Annotated in this window: 16 protein-coding genes; 9 read left to right on the top strand and 7 right to left on the bottom strand. The window is 64.8% G+C overall.

The genetic code is table 11. From position 1 onward, the window contains the following. Positions 1-2: 2 nt before the first annotated feature. From BMW76_RS32940 to BMW76_RS32930, 3 genes are read right to left on the bottom strand one after another with little or no spacing between them, the layout of a single operon-like run. Positions 3-977: a triphosphoribosyl-dephospho-CoA synthase gene (locus BMW76_RS32940; RefSeq protein WP_090872880.1), complete on the bottom strand. Its 975-nt coding sequence runs from the start codon at positions 975-977 to the stop codon at positions 3-5. A gap of 4 nt (positions 978-981) precedes the next feature. Then, on the bottom strand, positions 982-2673 hold the full coding sequence (mdcA, locus tag BMW76_RS32935) for a malonate decarboxylase subunit alpha (RefSeq protein WP_090872878.1): 1692 nt from the start codon (positions 2671-2673) through the stop codon (positions 982-984). 7 nt (positions 2674-2680) lie between these two features. After that, positions 2681-3463 carry a GntR family transcriptional regulator gene (locus tag BMW76_RS32930; RefSeq protein WP_090872876.1) on the bottom strand — a complete coding sequence of 261 codons (783 nt, stop codon included), beginning with the start codon at positions 3461-3463 and terminating at the stop codon, positions 2681-2683. A gap of 176 nt (positions 3464-3639) precedes the next feature. Between BMW76_RS32930 and BMW76_RS32925 the strand changes: the two genes are divergently transcribed. Continuing rightward, positions 3640-4944 carry an MFS transporter gene (locus BMW76_RS32925; protein ID WP_090872874.1) on the top strand — a complete coding sequence of 435 codons (1305 nt, stop codon included), beginning with the start codon at positions 3640-3642 and terminating at the stop codon, positions 4942-4944. Between the two features lie 233 nt (positions 4945-5177). Here BMW76_RS32925 and BMW76_RS32920 read toward each other — a convergent pair whose 3' ends face one another. Further along, on the bottom strand, positions 5178-6113 hold the full coding sequence (locus tag BMW76_RS32920; RefSeq protein ID WP_090872872.1) for a DMT family transporter: 936 nt from the start codon (positions 6111-6113) through the stop codon (positions 5178-5180). A 120-nt stretch (positions 6114-6233) separates the two neighbouring features. Between BMW76_RS32920 and BMW76_RS32915 the strand changes: the two genes are divergently transcribed. The 6 genes from BMW76_RS32915 to BMW76_RS32890 all read left to right on the top strand — a co-directional run bounded on the left by BMW76_RS32915 (position 6234) and on the right by BMW76_RS32890 (position 12229). Beyond that, a complete protein-coding gene (locus BMW76_RS32915; protein ID WP_090872870.1) occupies positions 6234-7130 on the top strand; it encodes a LysR family transcriptional regulator in 897 nt (298 codons plus the stop codon). Between the two features lie 172 nt (positions 7131-7302). After that, positions 7303-7989 carry a hypothetical protein gene (locus tag BMW76_RS32910; RefSeq protein WP_090872868.1) on the top strand — a complete coding sequence of 229 codons (687 nt, stop codon included), beginning with the start codon at positions 7303-7305 and terminating at the stop codon, positions 7987-7989. Positions 7990-8214: 225 nt separating this feature from the next. Then, entirely contained in the window at positions 8215-9045 is an 831-nt protein-coding gene (locus tag BMW76_RS32905; RefSeq protein WP_090872866.1) for an arylamine N-acetyltransferase family protein, read from the top strand. Positions 9046-9088: 43 nt separating this feature from the next. Then, entirely contained in the window at positions 9089-9766 is a 678-nt protein-coding gene (locus BMW76_RS32900) for a methyltransferase family protein (protein WP_090872864.1), read from the top strand. A 115-nt stretch (positions 9767-9881) separates the two neighbouring features. Next, complete coding sequence (gene poxB / locus BMW76_RS32895) at positions 9882-11603, top strand: ubiquinone-dependent pyruvate dehydrogenase (protein ID WP_090872863.1); 1722 nt, start codon at positions 9882-9884, stop codon at positions 11601-11603. 365 nt (positions 11604-11968) lie between these two features. Next, positions 11969-12229 carry a hypothetical protein gene (locus BMW76_RS32890; RefSeq protein ID WP_090872917.1) on the top strand — a complete coding sequence of 87 codons (261 nt, stop codon included), beginning with the start codon at positions 11969-11971 and terminating at the stop codon, positions 12227-12229. A 152-nt stretch (positions 12230-12381) separates the two neighbouring features. Here the strand turns inward: BMW76_RS32890 and BMW76_RS32885 are convergent, their stop codons facing one another. Together BMW76_RS32885 and BMW76_RS32880 are read right to left on the bottom strand one after the other, a co-directional pair. After that, positions 12382-13176 carry an alpha/beta fold hydrolase gene (locus BMW76_RS32885; protein ID WP_090872861.1) on the bottom strand — a complete coding sequence of 265 codons (795 nt, stop codon included), beginning with the start codon at positions 13174-13176 and terminating at the stop codon, positions 12382-12384. A gap of 103 nt (positions 13177-13279) precedes the next feature. Further along, positions 13280-13636, bottom strand: a complete 357-nt coding sequence (locus tag BMW76_RS32880) for a DUF4148 domain-containing protein (protein WP_090872859.1) — start codon at positions 13634-13636, stop codon at positions 13280-13282. Positions 13637-14410: 774 nt separating this feature from the next. Between BMW76_RS32880 and BMW76_RS32870 the strand changes: the two genes are divergently transcribed. Next, positions 14411-15280 carry a transporter substrate-binding domain-containing protein gene (locus BMW76_RS32870; protein ID WP_090872915.1) on the top strand — a complete coding sequence of 290 codons (870 nt, stop codon included), beginning with the start codon at positions 14411-14413 and terminating at the stop codon, positions 15278-15280. Here the strand turns inward: BMW76_RS32870 and BMW76_RS42535 are convergent. Continuing rightward, positions 15270-15395, bottom strand: a complete 126-nt coding sequence (locus tag BMW76_RS42535) for a hypothetical protein (RefSeq protein WP_281248575.1) — start codon at positions 15393-15395, stop codon at positions 15270-15272. The genes BMW76_RS32870 and BMW76_RS42535 overlap by 11 nt on opposite strands. Between BMW76_RS42535 and BMW76_RS32865 the strand changes: the two genes are divergently transcribed. Then, positions 15394-16116 carry an ABC transporter permease gene (locus BMW76_RS32865; RefSeq protein ID WP_087732357.1) on the top strand — a complete coding sequence of 241 codons (723 nt, stop codon included), beginning with the start codon at positions 15394-15396 and terminating at the stop codon, positions 16114-16116. The two genes, BMW76_RS42535 and BMW76_RS32865, sit on opposite strands and share 2 nt — an antisense overlap. The last annotated feature ends 8 nt before the right edge of the window (positions 16117-16124 follow it).

The following is a 16124-nucleotide window of genomic DNA, read 5'->3' as shown; positions in this document are numbered from 1 at the left end:
TTTCAGCTCCCGCTGGCCGCGCGATGGGCCAGCCTGTCGATGAAGAGGGTGGCGGCGAGCAGATCGGCTGCGCCGCCGGGAGAAGCGTTGAGCGACAGCAGCTCGGCGTCGAGCGCATCGAGCGCCGCGCGTCCCGCTGCCGTCGATGCGCCGCCTGCCGCGAGCACTGCGCGCGCGCCGCGTTGTCCCGCGCGCAGACCGGCGAGACCCGCGCGATGCAGCAGGCAGGTATCGTCGAGCGAGCCCATGATCGCAAGCAGCGCGTCAAGACGCGCGTCGTCCTCGCGGATGCCGTTCGCGCGCGCCGCGCGCAATGCGGGCAGGCCGACGCCGATCACATGCGGAAAGCCGTCCTGCGCTTCCTGGCGCGCGCCGCCGACGCGATACCGCCGACGCGCGCGCTCGCCGTGGCTGTCGGCGGGCGCGGCGAAGCGATCGGGAAAGCAGGCGATCTGCGCGGCGAGTTCGCAGACGCGCGCGGCATGCGGATGCGCATGTGCGTAGGCATAGGCGTGCAACGGCAACGCCGGCGAAGCAAGCGGCGCGTCTTTGTCGAACACGATGGCCGCGCCCGCAACCAGCAGGCCGACGATCCATATCGCGCCGCGATGCGCATTGCTGCCGTCCGTCGCGCGCATCATGTCCTGTTCGCCCGCGCGTCCGAGCTGCGCGAGTTCCGCGCGCAACGTCGCGGACGGCATGCGGCCACGCGATGCGCGCGCGAGCGCCGCGAACGTCGGTTCGAGCGCGCGGGCCGAGCACAGCATCAGCGGCAAGTCGAGATCGCGATGCGCGCCGCTGCCGCGCGCATCGACGAGCGCGGGCTTCGGTGTCAGTTGCGCTTCTTCGATCAGCGATGCGACGGCAAGCTCAGCGAGCGATGCGTCCGACAGCGCACCGTACTTGCCACGAAAGTCGTCGACGCGCGCGCGGCGAACAGCAGCCGCATCCGAACGCAAGGTGGAAAGCAAGCCCATCGCGTCACCAGCTACGGAAGCGCGCCGGCGGCGTATAGAGTCCGCCCGACCACGTAACGAGATCGTCGATGCTGCGCGCCGCGAGCAGCGAGCGCTTCGCTTCGCCGCGCCGGATGCCGAGATCTTCCGGATACGCGACGATGCCGCGGCGGCGCAACTCGGCCGTCTTTTCCGGCTTCGCGCGCAAGCCGATGGGCGTCACGCCCGCGACGGCGGCAACGGCTGCGCGCCGCTCTTCGATGCCTTCCGCCTTGTGCAGATGCGCGATGCCTTCTTCCGTAACGACATGGCTCACGTCGTCGCCGTAGATCATCACGGGCGCAACGGGCATGCCGCTCTTTGCGCCGACGGCGATGGCATCGAGTTCATCGACGAAGGTCGGCTCGCCGCCTTTCTTGTACGTTTCGGCGAGTTGCACGACGAGCTTCTTGCCGCGCGACACGGGCCCCTGATCCTTCAGCAGCTTGAGCCACGCTTCGCTCGCATGACGCCGGCCGCGCGGATCGTGTCCCATGTTCGGCGCGCCGCCGAAGCCCGCGAGGCGCCCGCGCGTGACCGTCGACGAATTCGCGTCACCGTCGATCTGCAACGTCGAGCCGATGAAGAGGTCCACGCCGTATTGCCCGGCCAGCTGGCACAGCACGCGGTTCGAGCGCAGCGTGCCGTCGTTGCCCGTGAAGAACACATCGGGGCGCGCTTCGATATACGCCTCCATGCCGACTTCGCTGCCGAAGCAATGCACGCTGTCGACCCAGCCCGACTCGATCGCGGGAATCAGCGTCGGGTGCGGATTGAGCGTCCAGTTGCGGCAGATCTTGCCCTTGAGGTCGAGCGATTCGCCGTACGTTGGCAGCAGCAGTTCGATCGCGGCCGTGTCGAAGCCGATGCCATGATTCAGCGACGAAATCCCATACGGCTCGTAGATGCCCTTGATGACCATCATCGCGGTCAGCACCTGCAAGTCGCCGATGTGACGCGGATCGCGTGTGAAAAGCGGCTCGACGGCGAACGGGCGGTCCGCCTGCACGACCACGTCGACCCACGACGCGGGAATATCGACGCGCGGCAATTCATCGACGATCTCGTTGACCTGCACGATCACGATGCCGTGCCGGAACGCGGCGGCTTCGGCGATGGTCGGCGTGTCTTCCGTATTCGGGCCGGTGTAGAGATTGCCGTGACGGTCGGCCTTTTCCGCGCACAGCAGCGCGACGTGCGGCGTGAGGTCGACGAACATGCGCGCATACAGTTCGACGTACGTATAGATCGCGCCAATTTCGAGCTGGCCGTCTTCGAGCAGTTGCGCGACGCGCAGGCTCTGCGGACCGGCAAACGAGAAATCGACCTTGTGTGCGATGTTCTTTTCGAACAGCGTCAGATGCTCGGGTCGGCTGATGCTCGAAATCAGCAGATGCACGTCGTGCACTTTTTGCGGATCGACCTTCGCGAACGAGCGCGAGAGGAAGTCGGCTTGTTTCTGGTTGTCGCCTTCGAGTGCGACGCGATCGCCGGGGCGGATCAGCGTTTCGAGCGCATCGACGATGCGCGCGGCGGGAAGAATGCCGTCTTCGAGCCAAGGCTCGATCGCGGCGAGCCTGCGTCTTTTCTCGTCGCGCCTGGTGGTCCATGAGCGCGCGGCGGGCGCTCCCGTTGCCTGTGCCAATTCGAGCTTGGCTGACTCGACTCGTTGATTCATCGGCGCTTCAACTCCCGATAGTGGATGGAGTGCGCGCGGGCCGTCCGCGCCGTCGGCGCGGGGCTGCCTCGGCGGCTTCGGCTTGCGCGCGCTCCGTCAAGAAACGATGGACAAACTCGCCCGTGCCCAACAGGTGCGCGGACACGAGCGCTTGAGCGGCCGCGATGTCCTTGCGCTCGACGGCGGCGAGAATCTCGGCGTGCTCGGCATCGGACGCGCCCTTGTACTCGGGCAGGCCGAACTTAAGCCGCAGATAGCGCTCGCCGCGCCGATGCAGCGACGAGATCATCTCGGCGAGTTGCGGGCGGTTCGCGGGCGCGTAAAGGCACGTGTGGAACGCCTCGTTGCGCGTGACGTAAAGAGCCGGGTCCGGCTCGCGCTCGGCCGCGCTGCACAGCGCGGCCGCTTCGGCGAGTGTCGCGGCCGTGTGGTTCGGAATCGCGAGCGCAATCGCGAGGCTTTCGAGCGCCGAGCGGATTTCATAGATCTCGCGCGCTTCGTCGGGCGTCAGCCGCGCGACGGTCGCGCCCTTGTTCATCTCGACCTTGACCCAGCCTTCGCTTTCCAGCTGACGCAAGGCCTCGCGCACAGGAATCGCGCTGACCGAGAAGTGGCGCGCGATCGCGTCCTGGCGCAGCGGCGCGCCGGGCGCGAGCGTGCCGTCGATGATCGCCGCGCGCAGCGCTTCCGCGATCACGCGCGGCGTGCTGGCCCGCGGCGTGTGCGCCGTCGGCAGAAGAGGAGCGCGCGAAGCGCTCTCCAGGGGAAAACCATCGGTTGCGTCGTTCATGACATCAAATATTATATATAAAAACGAACAATTTCCAGCGGGACAAACCCGGGGTTTTTCAGAAGGCACGACGCTGACGCGCGTCGACTCGCGCATGCGGCCTAAGCCGCCTGCAGGGGAGCCGCTGCGTCGTGACAGTCACGCAATCCAACCGTAGCACTTGGAGGAGCAGGAGCATGAATTCATCGATATCGGACCGGGCAGGAACCCTCCGGCAGCGTACACCGCTCAACCGGTCGCAGATTGCCGGATTCTGGGGCGCCTGGGCCGGCTGGACGCTGGACGGAATGGACTCGTTCATCTATGCGCTGGTGCTGACGCCCGCGCTGACCGAGTTGCTGCCGCGCTCGGGCTATGCGGCAACGCCTGCGAACGTCGGCCTGGCCGGTTCGATCCTGTTTGCGCTTTTCCTTGTCGGGTGGGGGCTGTCGTTCATCTGGGGGCCGCTCGCGGACCGCTTCGGCCGCACGAAAGTGCTGGCGGGCACGATCTTCACGTTCGCGATCTTCACCGGGCTGTCGGCGACGGCGCACAACGTGTGGGAGCTGGGCATCTTCCGCTTCATTGCGGGCGTCGGCATCGGCGGCGAGTGGGCGCTGGCGGGCACCTACGTCGCGGAGTCGTGGCCCGAGGACCGGCGCAAGATGGGCGCGGGCTACCTGCAGACGGGCTATTACGCGGGCTTCTTCCTGGCCGCCGCGCTCAACTACACGGTCGGCGTGCACTTCGGCTGGCGCGCGATGTTCCTGACGGGCGCCGTGCCCGTGTTCGTCGCGATCATGATCCTCACGCGCGTGAAGGAGTCGGACAAATGGCAGAAGGCGGAAGCGCGCGACGTGGTGCACGTTAAGCCGATGCGCGAGATCTTTGGGCGGACCTATCGCCGCCGCACGTGGGTCGCTTGTGCGCTGCTGACCATCGCGATCATCGGCTTGTGGGCGGGCGCCGTGTATGAGCCGTCGGCCGTGATCCAGCTCGCGGCGCGCGCCGGCATGTCGAAGCCGGAAGCGATGAAGATGGCGTCGATGGCGACGGGCCTGCTGTCGATCGGCACGATTCTCGGCTGTCTCGCGCTGCCGCCGCTCGCCGAACGCATCGGCCGCAAGAAGACGCTCGCCGTCTATTTTGCGGGCATGGCCGTGTCGATCATCGGCAGCTTCGGCTGGGCGTTCTATCTGCCGAACGGACTCGCGCCGTTCATCGCGTGGCTTTTCGTGCTCGGCTTTTTCGGCGGCAACTTCGCGCTCTTCAGCCTGTGGCTGCCGGAGCAGTTCGAGACCCGCGTGCGCGCGACGGCGTTTGCGTTCTGCACGTCGTTCGGCCGCTTCGTCGGCGCGGGCGTGAACTTCCTGCTCGGCGCGGCCGTGCTGAACATGCATACGCTCGGCGTGCCCGTCGCGCTGACGGCGGTTGCGTTCATCGTCGGCCTGTTCATCATTCCGTTTGCGCCGGAAACGAAGGGCGAAGAGCTGCCGCAGTAACGGGTCCTCTTTTCCCGATCGGTTTGTCCGTGCGAACTGCGCCGGAAACGAACGGCTAAGAGTTGCCGCAGTAACGGGTTCTCTTTTTCCGATCGGTTTGTCCGTGCGAACTGCGCCGGAGACGAACGGCTAAGATCAGCCGCAGTAACGGCGTCTCTCGTTGAGATCAGTCTCTCCATGCAAACGCGGCGCCTCGATGCGCCGCGTTGCATTTCTGCTTTCGCACGAGACGCTCAGCGCCGCGCGTGCCCCGGCTTCTGGATGCGCAACGCCGACAGCAGCGGCCAGCCGAGATTCACGCCCAGGCTCGCGATCACGATCAGTGCCATGCCGCCCATCTGCGGCAGGCTGAGCGCGCGTCCGTAGACCATCGCATCGACGGCGATTGCCGTCAGCGGATAGACGAACAGCAGCACGGCGATCACGGGCGTCGTGAGCTTCGGCAGCGCGCCGTAGATCAGCACGTACGACAGCCCCGTATGCAGCACGCCCATGCCGATCAGCCAGAACCATTGCGCTGGCGCGATATGCTCCGCGCCCAGCGGCGCGATGAACGGCAAGCACACGACGCCGACGGCGCATTGCGCGAGCGTCAGCAGATGCGGGCGCAGTTCGCCGAGACTCTTCGCGATCAGCGTGACGCTCGCATACAGCACCGATCCCGCGAGCGCCTCGCCGATGCCGATCAGGTAGCTCGCATGTCCTTGCAGCGCGCCCGTCGCCGCGACACCCGACGCGAGCACGAGTCCGACGAACGCCGTCGCGATCCAGCCGAGCCGGTCGATGCCGAGCCGCTCATTGAACAGCGCCGCGCCGATCAGCACGACCCAGAACGGCTGCACATGGAACACGACGGTCGCGACGGCGATGCTCGTGCGATGGATCGCATCGAAGAACCAGACCCATTGCGTGACCATCAGCACGCCGGACAGCATCGCGAGCACAACGGTGCGCCGCGTGAAATGGCGGCGCGCGAAGTAGCCTTGCCACGCGCAATATGCGGCGAGCGAGATGAAGCCGAACAGACAGCGGAAGAACACGAGCGTCAGCGCGCCGAGCCGCGCTTCCTCGACGAATACGCCGATCGTGCCCATCAACAGGCCGCCGCTGGCAAGCGTGAGCGCGCCTTGCTGGCTTCGGCTGAGCGATAGCGGCGACAGGGACGGCATGGCAAACGGCTCCTTACTGTGAGCTGCTTTGAGTGGTCGAATGCATCCGAGTATCGATGCGTTGCCTTCGCGTGACAAACGAATAAAATTGAGAAATTCCATAAGCCGGATTGATGAATCATGCATCCCGAGTTCGACGTCGATCTGTTGCGCACCTTCGTCGCCGTCGTCGAGGCGGGCAGCTTCACGAAGGCGGCCGTCTCCGTGCATCGCTCGCAGGCGGCCGTCAGCATGCAGATCAAGCGGCTGGAGCGCATGCTCGGTACGACGCTTTTTGCTCGCGATACGCGCAATCTTTCGCTGACACGTCCGGGCAACACGCTGCTCGAATACGCGCGGCGCGTGATCGATCTGCACGAGGAGGCATGGTCGGCGATCGTGCGGCCCGAAGTGACGGGGCGCGCGGTGCTCGGCGCGCCGGACGATTACGTGTCGTCGTTGTTGTCGCCGGTATTGCGGCGCTTTTCGAACCTGTATCCGCATGTGGAGATCGAGATCGTCTGCGCGCAGAGCACGGCGCTCGCGCCGATGCTCGCGGACAACAAGATCGATCTCGCGTTCGTTACGCGCGACCGCAAGCTGCGCGGCGAATTCGTGCGCAGCGAGCCGATGGTGTGGGTGGGCGCATCCGCCGATACGCCCGTGCTCAACGTTTCGCCGTTGCCCGTGGGCCTTTACGAGCCCGGCTGCGTCGCGCGCGCGAACACGCTGGCCGCGCTCGACCGCGCCCGCGTCCGCTATCGCGCCGCGTACAGTAGCGCGAGCCTGAGCGGTCTCGTCGCGACCGTCGATGCGGGCCTTTCGGTGATCGCGCTCGCACGTTGCAGCGTGCCGCCGCGGCTCGCGATCCTCGGCGCCGAGCAGGGCTTGCCGACGATCGAGCCGCTCGACATCGTCGTTGCGCGCAGCGCGAAGTCGGACCGGCCGACTTGCGACTATCTCGCCGCGCAAATGGTGCAGGACCTGTCGGTGCGCGCGCCGGCCCGCGAGCCGCGTGAGGCGCGTCGCATTGTGTGAGGCTTTCCAGGGGCAGGCTCGCGATTTGCCACGCGGCCTTGGGTCTGACGAAAACGCGAACGCGAGCCGGGTCCGCGTGTCGAAGCGACACAATCGACGAAACGGTCGCGACGAACTCGACACGCATCCGCGACGAACGTCACGTATCGATCACATGACAGGAGGGCCACCCATGAAGACACGCATTGTTTCCACAGCGCTACTCGCTACGGGCCTGCTCGTGAGCAGCGCCGCTTTCGCGCAGCTGAACCTGCAACAGTTCGGCATCGGCGGCGGCAACTCGTCGGGCAATGGAGCCGGCAACGCGGGAGCGGCTGCTTCGTCGGACGGCATTTCACAGCTTCTGCAGAACTATGTCGGCGCGAACCAGCAGGTATTGAGCGGCCAGTCGAGCCTCGCATCGGCGATGGGGTTGTCGAGCGCGGCGAGCCAGGCGCAGCAGGCGTCGGGCCTGTTGAGCGGCGGCACGCCTTCGGTGAGTCAGCTGTCGCAGGTCGGCAGCACGCAGCAGTCGCTGTCGCAGACACTCACGCAGGCATTCGCGAGCCGGTCGTCATCGGGATCGTCAAAGCCCATCGACAAGCAGGCGTTCTCCAATGGCCTTGCATCGCTCGGGCAGGGCGTGAGCCAGTATTCGAGCCTGCAGTCGAGCCTCGGCAGCATCGGGCAAATGAGCCCCTCGTCGCTGCTGCAATCGGGCATGAATCCGCAGTCGGCGCAAGCGGCGTCGTATATCGCGCAGTCGGCGCCGGGGCAGTTGCAGTCGCTTGCATCGACGCTGAGCGCGGCCGTGCAGTACGCGACGAGCCACGGCATCAGCGTGCCCTCCATTGCGGCTTCGGCGCTGAAGGGCTTTTGAGGTTTGCGATGGGCGGACTTGTCGCGAGCGGATGCGCCGCGTGATGATCGATCGGGTATGAATGGGCGTAGGCGTTGTGGGACTTTACGCATCGCACGCAGCAATGAAGATACGCTTTCAATTCGATGGCGCACGACGCATCGCGCTGCATGAGGCATGCGCTTCACACAGCATGCTCATGGGCAACGCGACAGTCGACAACCGCAACTCGACAAGGAGAACCCGATGTCCAGCACACTCGATCTCGACCGCTATTTCAGGCGCATCGGCTACACGGGCCCGCAGGCCGCGACGCTCGACGTGTTGCGCGATCTGCAACGTCTGCATCCGCTGTCGATTCCCTTCGAAAACCTCGACCCGTTGACGGGCCGGCGCGTCGATCTGGGACTGTCCGCGATCGTCGACAAGCTGATCGAGCGGCGGCGCGGCGGCTATTGCTTCGAGCAGAACGGGCTGTTCGCGCATGTGCTGATGCAGCTCGGCTTCGACGTGACGCCGATGATCGCGCGCGTGCTGTGGAATCGCGAGCCCGACGCGATCACGCCGCGCACGCATATGGTGTTGCGCGTGAGCGTCGACGATCAGCCGTGGATCGCCGACGTCGGCTTCGGCGCCGTCACGCTGACATCGCCGTTGCGCCTGCAAACAGGCGTCGCGCAACAGACCACACACGAGCCGTTCCGTCTCGCCGATGCTTCGCAAGGTTCGTTCGATCTCGAAGTGCAATCGGGCGAGACGTGGCTCAAGACCTATCGCTTCGATCTGCAGCGCGCGGAGTGGATCGATTACGAAGTGTCGAACTGGTACACGTCGACGCATCCCTCGTCGTTCTTCACGACGAGTCTCGTCGTGTGCCGCGTGACGCCGGAAGGGCGGCTCACGCTGTTCAACGACAGGCTCACCGCGCGCTCGAAAGACGGCGAAGCGATCGAGCGCCGCATCGAGAGCGCGCACGAACTCGAAACATGTCTGCGCGACACGTTCCTGATCGAGCTCGGCGACATCGACGTGGCCGACATCTACAGGCGCGTGTCGACGGCGAGCCAGCCCGCCTGACATCCGGCTGACACGCGTCTGACATTCGAGCGAGGCACCAACGATGATCGCGCGTCTCGTCATCCAGAACGTGCTGTGGATCGCCTTCATGGGCGTGCTGCTGTTCGGCGCGGCGAATACGCTCGCGTGGCCGGCCGCGTGGTGCTATCTGATCGAGCTCGGCGGGCTCGGTTTGTGGATCGGCGTGTGGCTCGCGGGCTACGACCCAGCGCTGCTCGCGGAGCGGCTCGGCTCGTTCTCGCAGCGCGGCCAGAGCGCGTGGGACAAGGTCTTTCTCGTGTGCGTCGCGATCGGATGGTGCGCGTGGCTCGTGCTGATGGGACTCGACGCGCGGCACTTTCACTCGTCGTCGATGGGCCCTTGGCTGCAGGCCGTCGGTGCGCTTGCTATTCTGGTCAGCATGGTCGCGATGCGCTCTGTGTTTCGCGCCAACAGTTTTGCGGCGCCCGTCGTGAAGATTCAGGCCGAGCGCGGCCACAAGGTCAGCGACAGCGGGCCGTATGCATACGTGCGTCATCCGATGTATGCGTGGGCCATTCTGTTTCTCGCCGGCACGCCGCTGATGCTCGGCTCGTGGTGGGGCCTCGCATGCGTGCCGCTGCTCGTCGCGGCGCTCGCGTATCGCGCGGTGCTCGAAGAACGCATGCTGTGCGCGCAGCTCGAAGGCTATGCGCAATACGCGGCACGCGTGCGCTATCGGTTCTTGCCGCACGTCTGGTGACCGCGCTTCGCCCCACTGCGTCAGGCCGTTGCAAGCTCCGCTCGCATGCCGACGAAAGACACGACGAACGGAAGCACCAGCAGCCATCGCAAACTCATCGCAACGAGGAACGTTCATGGCCAGGAACACGATTGCGGATTACCTTGCAAAGACGCTCGCCGCAGCAGGCGTCAAACGCATCTGGGGCGTGACAGGCGACAGTCTCAACGGTTTGGCGTTCAGTCTCGATCAGGTCGGCTCGATCCGCTGGATGCATACGCGTCACGAAGAAGCGGCCGCATTTGCGGCGGGTGCCGAGGCCGCGTCGAGCGGCCAGCTTGCCGTATGCGCGGGCAGTTGCGGCCCCGGCAACCTGCACCTGATCAACGGGCTCTACGACTGCCATCGCAGCCACCAGCCGGTGCTCGCGATTGCCGCGCACATTCCGTCGACGGAAATCGGCCTCGGGTACTTTCAGGAAACACATCCGACGGAAGTCTTCAAGGAGTGCAGCCACTTCGCGGAACTGGTCGTGAACGCATCCCAGTTTCCGCGCGTGCTCGAACGCGCGATGCGCACGGCGATCGAACAGCGCGGTGTCGCGGTGATCGTGCTGCCGGGCGATATCGCGCTGAGCGAAGGGCCGTCGCAGGCGCCCGTGTGGAATCCGACTGCGCCGTCCGCAGTCCTTCCGCCCGACAGCGAACTCGCGCGCCTCGCGACGATGCTCAACGACTGCGAAGCGGTGACGATCATGTGCGGCAGCGGCGTCGCGGGCGCGCACGACGAAGTGGTGAAGCTCGCGGACACGCTGGGCGCGCCCATCGTCCATGCGATGCGCGGCAAGCAGTTCATCGAATACGACAATCCGTTCGACGTCGGCATGACGGGTCTGCTCGGCTTCAGCTCCGGCTATCACGCGATGATGTCGTGCGACGTGCTGCTGCTGCTCGGCTGCGATTTTCCATACCGGCCGTTTTATCCGCCCGATGCGAAGGTCGTGCAGATCGACTGGAGGGGTTCGCAACTCGGGCGGCGTGCGCCGCTCGCGATGGGGCTCGTGGGCACGGTGAAGGAGACGGTCGCCGCGCTGCTGCCGAAACTGAAGCGCAAGGACGACCGCACGTTCGTCGACATGGCGACGGCGCACTACCAGGAAGCGCGCCGCGACCTCGACGAACTCGCGACGCCTTCCGATCCGGGCCGCCCGATTCATCCGCAGTATCTGACGCGGATGATCGACGAAGCCGCCAGCGACGACGCGATTTTCACCGCCGACGTCGGCACGCCGACGCTATGGGCCGCGCGCTATCTGACGATGAACGGCAAGCGGCAACTGCATGGCTCGTTCAATCACGGGTCGATGGCGAATGCGATGCCGCAGGCGCTCGGCGCGCAGGCGGCGCATCCGGGGCGGCAGGTGATATCGCTGTCGGGCGACGGCGGCCTGTCGATGCTGCTCGGCGATCTGCTGACCGCGCGCCAGCTCGATCTGCCCATCAAGGTCGTTGTGTACAACAACAGTCTGCTCGGCTTCGTGTCGATGGAACTGAAAGCGGGCGGCTATCTCGACACGAACGTCGACTTGAGCAAGACCGATTTTGCGCAAATCGCGAAAGGTGCGGGCATTTTCTCGGTTCGCGTCGAGGAATCGGAAGAACTCGAAGAGGCGCTGAAGCAGGCGTTCGCGCATCAGGGGCCGGCGCTCGTCGATGTCGTCACCGACAGGCACGAACTCGCGATGCCGCCGACCATCGAGCTTTCGCAGGCCAAGGGCTTCAGCCTCTACATGTTGCGCGCGATTCTCAACGGACGCGGCGATGAAATCGTCGAGCTGGCGAAGACGAACCTGCGATAAAAAGAACCGACGCGGCGCGCAACGCTTGCCGATGCGCGTCGCATTGCAATGCAGCGACACACCATTGCAGTCTCGCGGCGAAGGTCTATAACAGAAGCAGCAGCGCGGATCTTCTCTGCGCAGCCGGCATTCGAACCACTCCATCCCGGCCTCTTCGCGCCGTGCTGCGCCGCCCGACAGACTCGGGGGCTGTCCGATCAATCGCGTACACAACATATGGCACGCTGCGGCGCGGATGGCTGCTGCGCGCAGTTTCGCGCTCGCTCGAAACGATCGAAACGATGCCCGTCACGCGAGCGTTGCATGAGCGTCCGGCGGATCGCGATGGACGACTGTCGCGTTCCGTCTGCATGAAGGAGTTCGACATGAAGATCCTGATGGCGTTACCGATGGCGGGCGCGCTGTTGCTGGCCGTGCCTGTCGCGACAATGGCGGATGATGTGGCGCAGAGCAGCGACGCATCGAAAGCGACGATGCAGAACAACGCGAATGCGTCGGCGCAGGCGACGACGGATATGTCGTACGGGGGCTCGATGGATACGGGCATGACGTCGTCGGGCAAGGCGATGCCGCATTCGCGCAAGTGCTCGACGGGCACGCAATGCGATATCTACTTTGGCAACTGAGCGGCGACTGAGCTGCAAGTGAGCTGCAACTGTGTTCGACTGAAGCGATCACCCGCTGCCTCACTGATTTTCACCCAGGCAATGCGCAGGCCGGCGCGCGATGATGCATGACGTGCACAAGGCGCCGGCTGCGATTGCTTCGATCCCCGCGATTACTGCTGCGCGTGTTTCGCCGCGTCTTCGATGACGGCCGCCACCTGCTGCGGGCGCGACTCGTATACCGAATGGCTCGCACCCGCAATCACCGTCGTGTGGCTATGCGCACGCGCGTAGTACCAGCGCTCGAGATCGGGGCTGATGATCTTGTCGTCGGCGGCGACGATGCCCCAGCTCGGTTTCGTCGTCCATGCGGCGGCCGTCAGCGGTGTCGAGAACACCTGCGCGGCTGTGAGAATCTGCGCGTGCGATTCGTACGCGGCTTTCTTGAGCGGCAGGTCGGCGGCGAAGTCCTTCGGAAAGACGGCAGGGTTCAGGTAGGTGTAACCGTCTTTTGTCTTTTCGACGGCGCCTGTTTGCTTCGATGTGTAGCTCGGCATGTTCTTGCCGAGCGCGCCTTCGTCCTCGCCGACATTCGGCGCATGCGCGGCAACATAGACGAGCCCGACCACGTTCGGATGAACGCCCGCTTCCGTGATCACGGAGCCACCATAGCTGTGGCCCACGAGAATCGTCGGACCGTTCTGCAGATCGAGAACGCGTTCGGTCGCGGCGACATCGGCGTCAAGCGAGGACAGCGGCTCCTGCACGATGCTGACGTGATACCCGTCTTTCGTCAGGATGTCGTAGACGGGCTTCCAGCCCGAGCCATCGACCCATGCGCCGTGAACCAGGACGATATTCCCGACGGGTGCATGAGCGGGCTGTGCGTCCAGCGCCATCGCGCCCGACGAAGCGAGAAGGCCGGCGGACAACGCAAGCGCCGTGGCTACGTGCAACGAAGTTTTCACAAGAGACTCCGGAAATCGATCACAAGAAAGTGACCAGAACAAAACAGGATGCTGGCGCGGCCCTGCGCCGGACAGCGGCGGCGCAGGGTCATGTGCGCGCCATTTAGCTGCCGAAGAAGATGTTGCAGTAGCTCACCGGGCCGACGCAGTTGCTGTCGCCGTTGCCCATCGCGGTGCGCGCCGGCTTGCCTGAAGAGGTGCCCGTCTGCGCGACGCCGCCGACGGCGTCGTTGCCCGACTTCGCGCTGTCCTGCGGGGCGATTTTCGCTTCGGCGGCCTGGATGTCGGCAGGGTAGTCGATGTCGTTCGCGCGGCCCGGCTGGTAGCCCGCCTGTTCGACGCGAATGAGATCGGCGCGGACCTCGGCGCGTGTGACGGGACCGTTCGATTGCGCGAAGCTCAGAGCGGGAGCGGCCAGTGCGCCGGCTGCGACTGCGAGACAAACGAAGATCTTCTTCATGATGAGACTCCTTGAATGAATGGGCCGAAATAAATTCGGTATCCGAAGTAATAAGGTTCGATATGGACTGCTTGGATCAGGCTATAAAAACGCTACTCCAACTGCGGAATCAACTGCTGAATTTACGGCTGTCGAGTCTTTGTCCTGCGATGAGTTCTGGTTCGAATCTGCTTGCTACATCGACACAAACACGGCGGCTTTGGATTTCATTCCCGGCACGCGGAAATTTTTTTGTCTCGCGGACACGACCGGCCGCGAGTGCATGCGATGTAGTGCGGCGACGGCCGCCGCTCTGGACCTCACGACGGGAGACCAACTATCGCTGCGTGCGCTGAACATCCGGATAACGCACGCGCGCGCCGACAATGCGCGCGTCTGATGAAGCAGCGCCCTGGAGATGGGCAGACCAGGCGCAAGAGTACGGTGCCGTCATAGAAGATATGAACCGATCGTTCGTGTCGCGCACGAGGCGCGGCGGCTCGAATTCGGCACACGCTCTCGGCGCAGGCTTGCGGCGCTCGCTCGCGGTGCATGCACGCACCGCGCAAATCGCGAACCTGTCTAGTCAGCTGCACCAGCCTGACGCAAACCCTTCATACACGTGCAGGTGCGCATTGCCCGCCCGCGAGCCCTTGTTCGTAGGGGCTTACCCGAATAATTCAATTATTTTTGGCGAATCCAGTTGCGATGATTTTTGACCTCATGCAAACTTGTCTATACATGTCCGGCACGCGGGAAGCGGCGGCACCCGCTCAAACGAAAAGGAGATTCGACGTGAAGGTGAAGAAGTCAAACCGCACTGCGTTGTCGAAGGCAGTGTTGGGCGCGGTTCTGAGCGCTGCGGCATTGGTCGGCGCGCCTGCTCAGGCGAAGGAATGGAAGTCCGTGACGATCGCACTGGAAGGCGGCTACGCGCCGTGGAATCTCACGTTGCCGGGCGGCAAGCTGGGCGGCTTCGAGCCCGAGCTGGTCGCGAACCTGTGCGAGCGCATCAAGCTTCAGTGCAACCTGGTTGCACAGGATTGGGACGGCATGATTCCGGGCCTGCAGGCGGGCAAGTTCGACGTGCTGATGGACGCGATCTCGATCACGCCCGAGCGCGAAAAAATCATTGCCTTCTCGCGTCCGTATGCAGCGACGCCCGCGACGTTCGCCGTGTCCGATACGAAGATCCTGCCGAAGGCATCGCCGACGACACCCGTCGTCAAGCTGACGGGCGACGCAAAGGCCGACCAGCCGACCGTCGACGCATTGCGCAAGCAGTTGAAGGGCAAGACGATCGGCATCCAGTCGGGCACCGTCTATACGAAGTTCATCAACGACGGTTTCAAGGACATCGCGACGATCCGCGTGTACAAGACCTCGCCGGAACGTGATCTCGACCTTGCGAACGGCCGCATCGACGCATCGTTCGACGACGTGACCTATTACGCGGCGAACGCCGACAAGAAGGAATCCGCGCAGATCGCAATGGCGGGCCCCAAGATCGGCGGCCCGATCTGGGGTCCGGGCGAAGGCCTCGCGTTCCGCAAGCAGGACGCCGATTTGCGGGCGAAGTTCGACACGGCCATCGCCGCGGCGCTCGCCGACGGCACCGTGAAGAAGCTCTCGGCCAAGTGGTTCAAGACCGACGTCACGCCTTGATCGAAGGCGGTTGCGCGTCGCTGCGCGAGCGGCGCGCGCACTTGCTGTAGCGATCCGCTTCGTCGATATGGCGAAGCGGATCTGTCAACGAAAGCACGGATGAGGAGTAGGGCATGGCTCTGATCGAGACGCTCGGCTTCGGGCAGGAAGGCTGGGGCGGCGTACTGCTGCTCGCGGCATTGATGACCGTCGCGCTGACGCTCGCGGCGCTCGCAGTCGGCGCGGTATTCGGCGCGATCGTCGCGGCCGCGAAGCTGTCGCGCTTTCGCACCGCGCGCGTGCTCGGCGATCTGTACACGACGGTGTTTCGCGGCGTGCCCGAACTGCTCGTCATCTATCTGTTCTACTTCGGCGGCTCGACGCTCGTGACGACGGTCGGCCAATGGTTCGGCGCCGAAGGCTTCGTCGGCGTGCCGCCATTCGTGATCGGCGCGCTGGCCGTCGGCATGATCTCGGGCGCGTACCAGGCGGAGGTCTATCGCGCGGCCGTGCTCGCAGTATCGAAAGGCGAACTCGAAGCGGCGCGTTCGATCGGCATGCCGACCATGACGATGGCGCGCCGCATCCTCATTCCTCAAGTGCTGCGCTTCGCATTGCCGGGCATCGGCAACGTGTGGCAACTGAGCCTGAAGGACTCCGCGCTGATCTCGGTGACGGGCCTCGCCGAACTGCTGCGCGCAAGCCAGATCGCAGCGGGCTCGACGCATCAGTACTTCCTGTTCTTTGTCGTGGGCGGCGCACTGTATCTCGTGATGACGGGCATCTCGAACCGCGTCTTCAATCACGCGGAGGCACGCGTGGGCCGATCCTTCCGGCGCAACTTCGCGCGCAACTGACGACGGAG

The sequence above is a fragment of the Paraburkholderia diazotrophica genome, from assembly GCF_900108945.1.
Taxonomy (GTDB): Bacteria; Pseudomonadota; Gammaproteobacteria; order Burkholderiales; family Burkholderiaceae; genus Paraburkholderia; species Paraburkholderia diazotrophica.
Note: the sequence above shows the minus strand (reverse complement) of the source record. Positions and strands in the feature narration are given on the sequence as shown.

What these genes read in the sequence shown, in the direction of transcription:
- BMW76_RS32940 (WP_090872880.1), bottom strand. Translation starts at nt 977, where the DNA reads ATGGGCTTGCTTTCCACCTTGCGTTCGGATGCGGCTGCTGTTCGCCGC.
- mdcA (WP_090872878.1), bottom strand. Translation starts at nt 2,673, where the DNA reads ATGAATCAACGAGTCGAGTCAGCCAAGCTCGAATTGGCACAGGCAACG.
- BMW76_RS32930 (WP_090872876.1), bottom strand. Translation starts at nt 3,463, where the DNA reads ATGAACGACGCAACCGATGGTTTTCCCCTGGAGAGCGCTTCGCGCGCT.
- BMW76_RS32925 (WP_090872874.1), top strand. Translation starts at nt 3,640, where the DNA reads ATGAATTCATCGATATCGGACCGGGCAGGAACCCTCCGGCAGCGTACA.
- BMW76_RS32920 (WP_090872872.1), bottom strand. Translation starts at nt 6,113, where the DNA reads ATGCCGTCCCTGTCGCCGCTATCGCTCAGCCGAAGCCAGCAAGGCGCG.
- BMW76_RS32915 (WP_090872870.1), top strand. Translation starts at nt 6,234, where the DNA reads ATGCATCCCGAGTTCGACGTCGATCTGTTGCGCACCTTCGTCGCCGTC.
- BMW76_RS32910 (WP_090872868.1), top strand. Translation starts at nt 7,303, where the DNA reads ATGAAGACACGCATTGTTTCCACAGCGCTACTCGCTACGGGCCTGCTC.
- BMW76_RS32905 (WP_090872866.1), top strand. Translation starts at nt 8,215, where the DNA reads ATGTCCAGCACACTCGATCTCGACCGCTATTTCAGGCGCATCGGCTAC.
- BMW76_RS32900 (WP_090872864.1), top strand. Translation starts at nt 9,089, where the DNA reads ATGATCGCGCGTCTCGTCATCCAGAACGTGCTGTGGATCGCCTTCATG.
- poxB (WP_090872863.1), top strand. Translation starts at nt 9,882, where the DNA reads ATGGCCAGGAACACGATTGCGGATTACCTTGCAAAGACGCTCGCCGCA.
- BMW76_RS32890 (WP_090872917.1), top strand. Translation starts at nt 11,969, where the DNA reads ATGAAGATCCTGATGGCGTTACCGATGGCGGGCGCGCTGTTGCTGGCC.
- BMW76_RS32880 (WP_090872859.1), bottom strand. Translation starts at nt 13,636, where the DNA reads ATGAAGAAGATCTTCGTTTGTCTCGCAGTCGCAGCCGGCGCACTGGCC.
- BMW76_RS32865 (WP_087732357.1), top strand. Translation starts at nt 15,394, where the DNA reads ATGGCTCTGATCGAGACGCTCGGCTTCGGGCAGGAAGGCTGGGGCGGC.
- BMW76_RS42535 (WP_281248575.1), bottom strand. Translation starts at nt 15,395, where the DNA reads ATGCCCTACTCCTCATCCGTGCTTTCGTTGACAGATCCGCTTCGCCAT.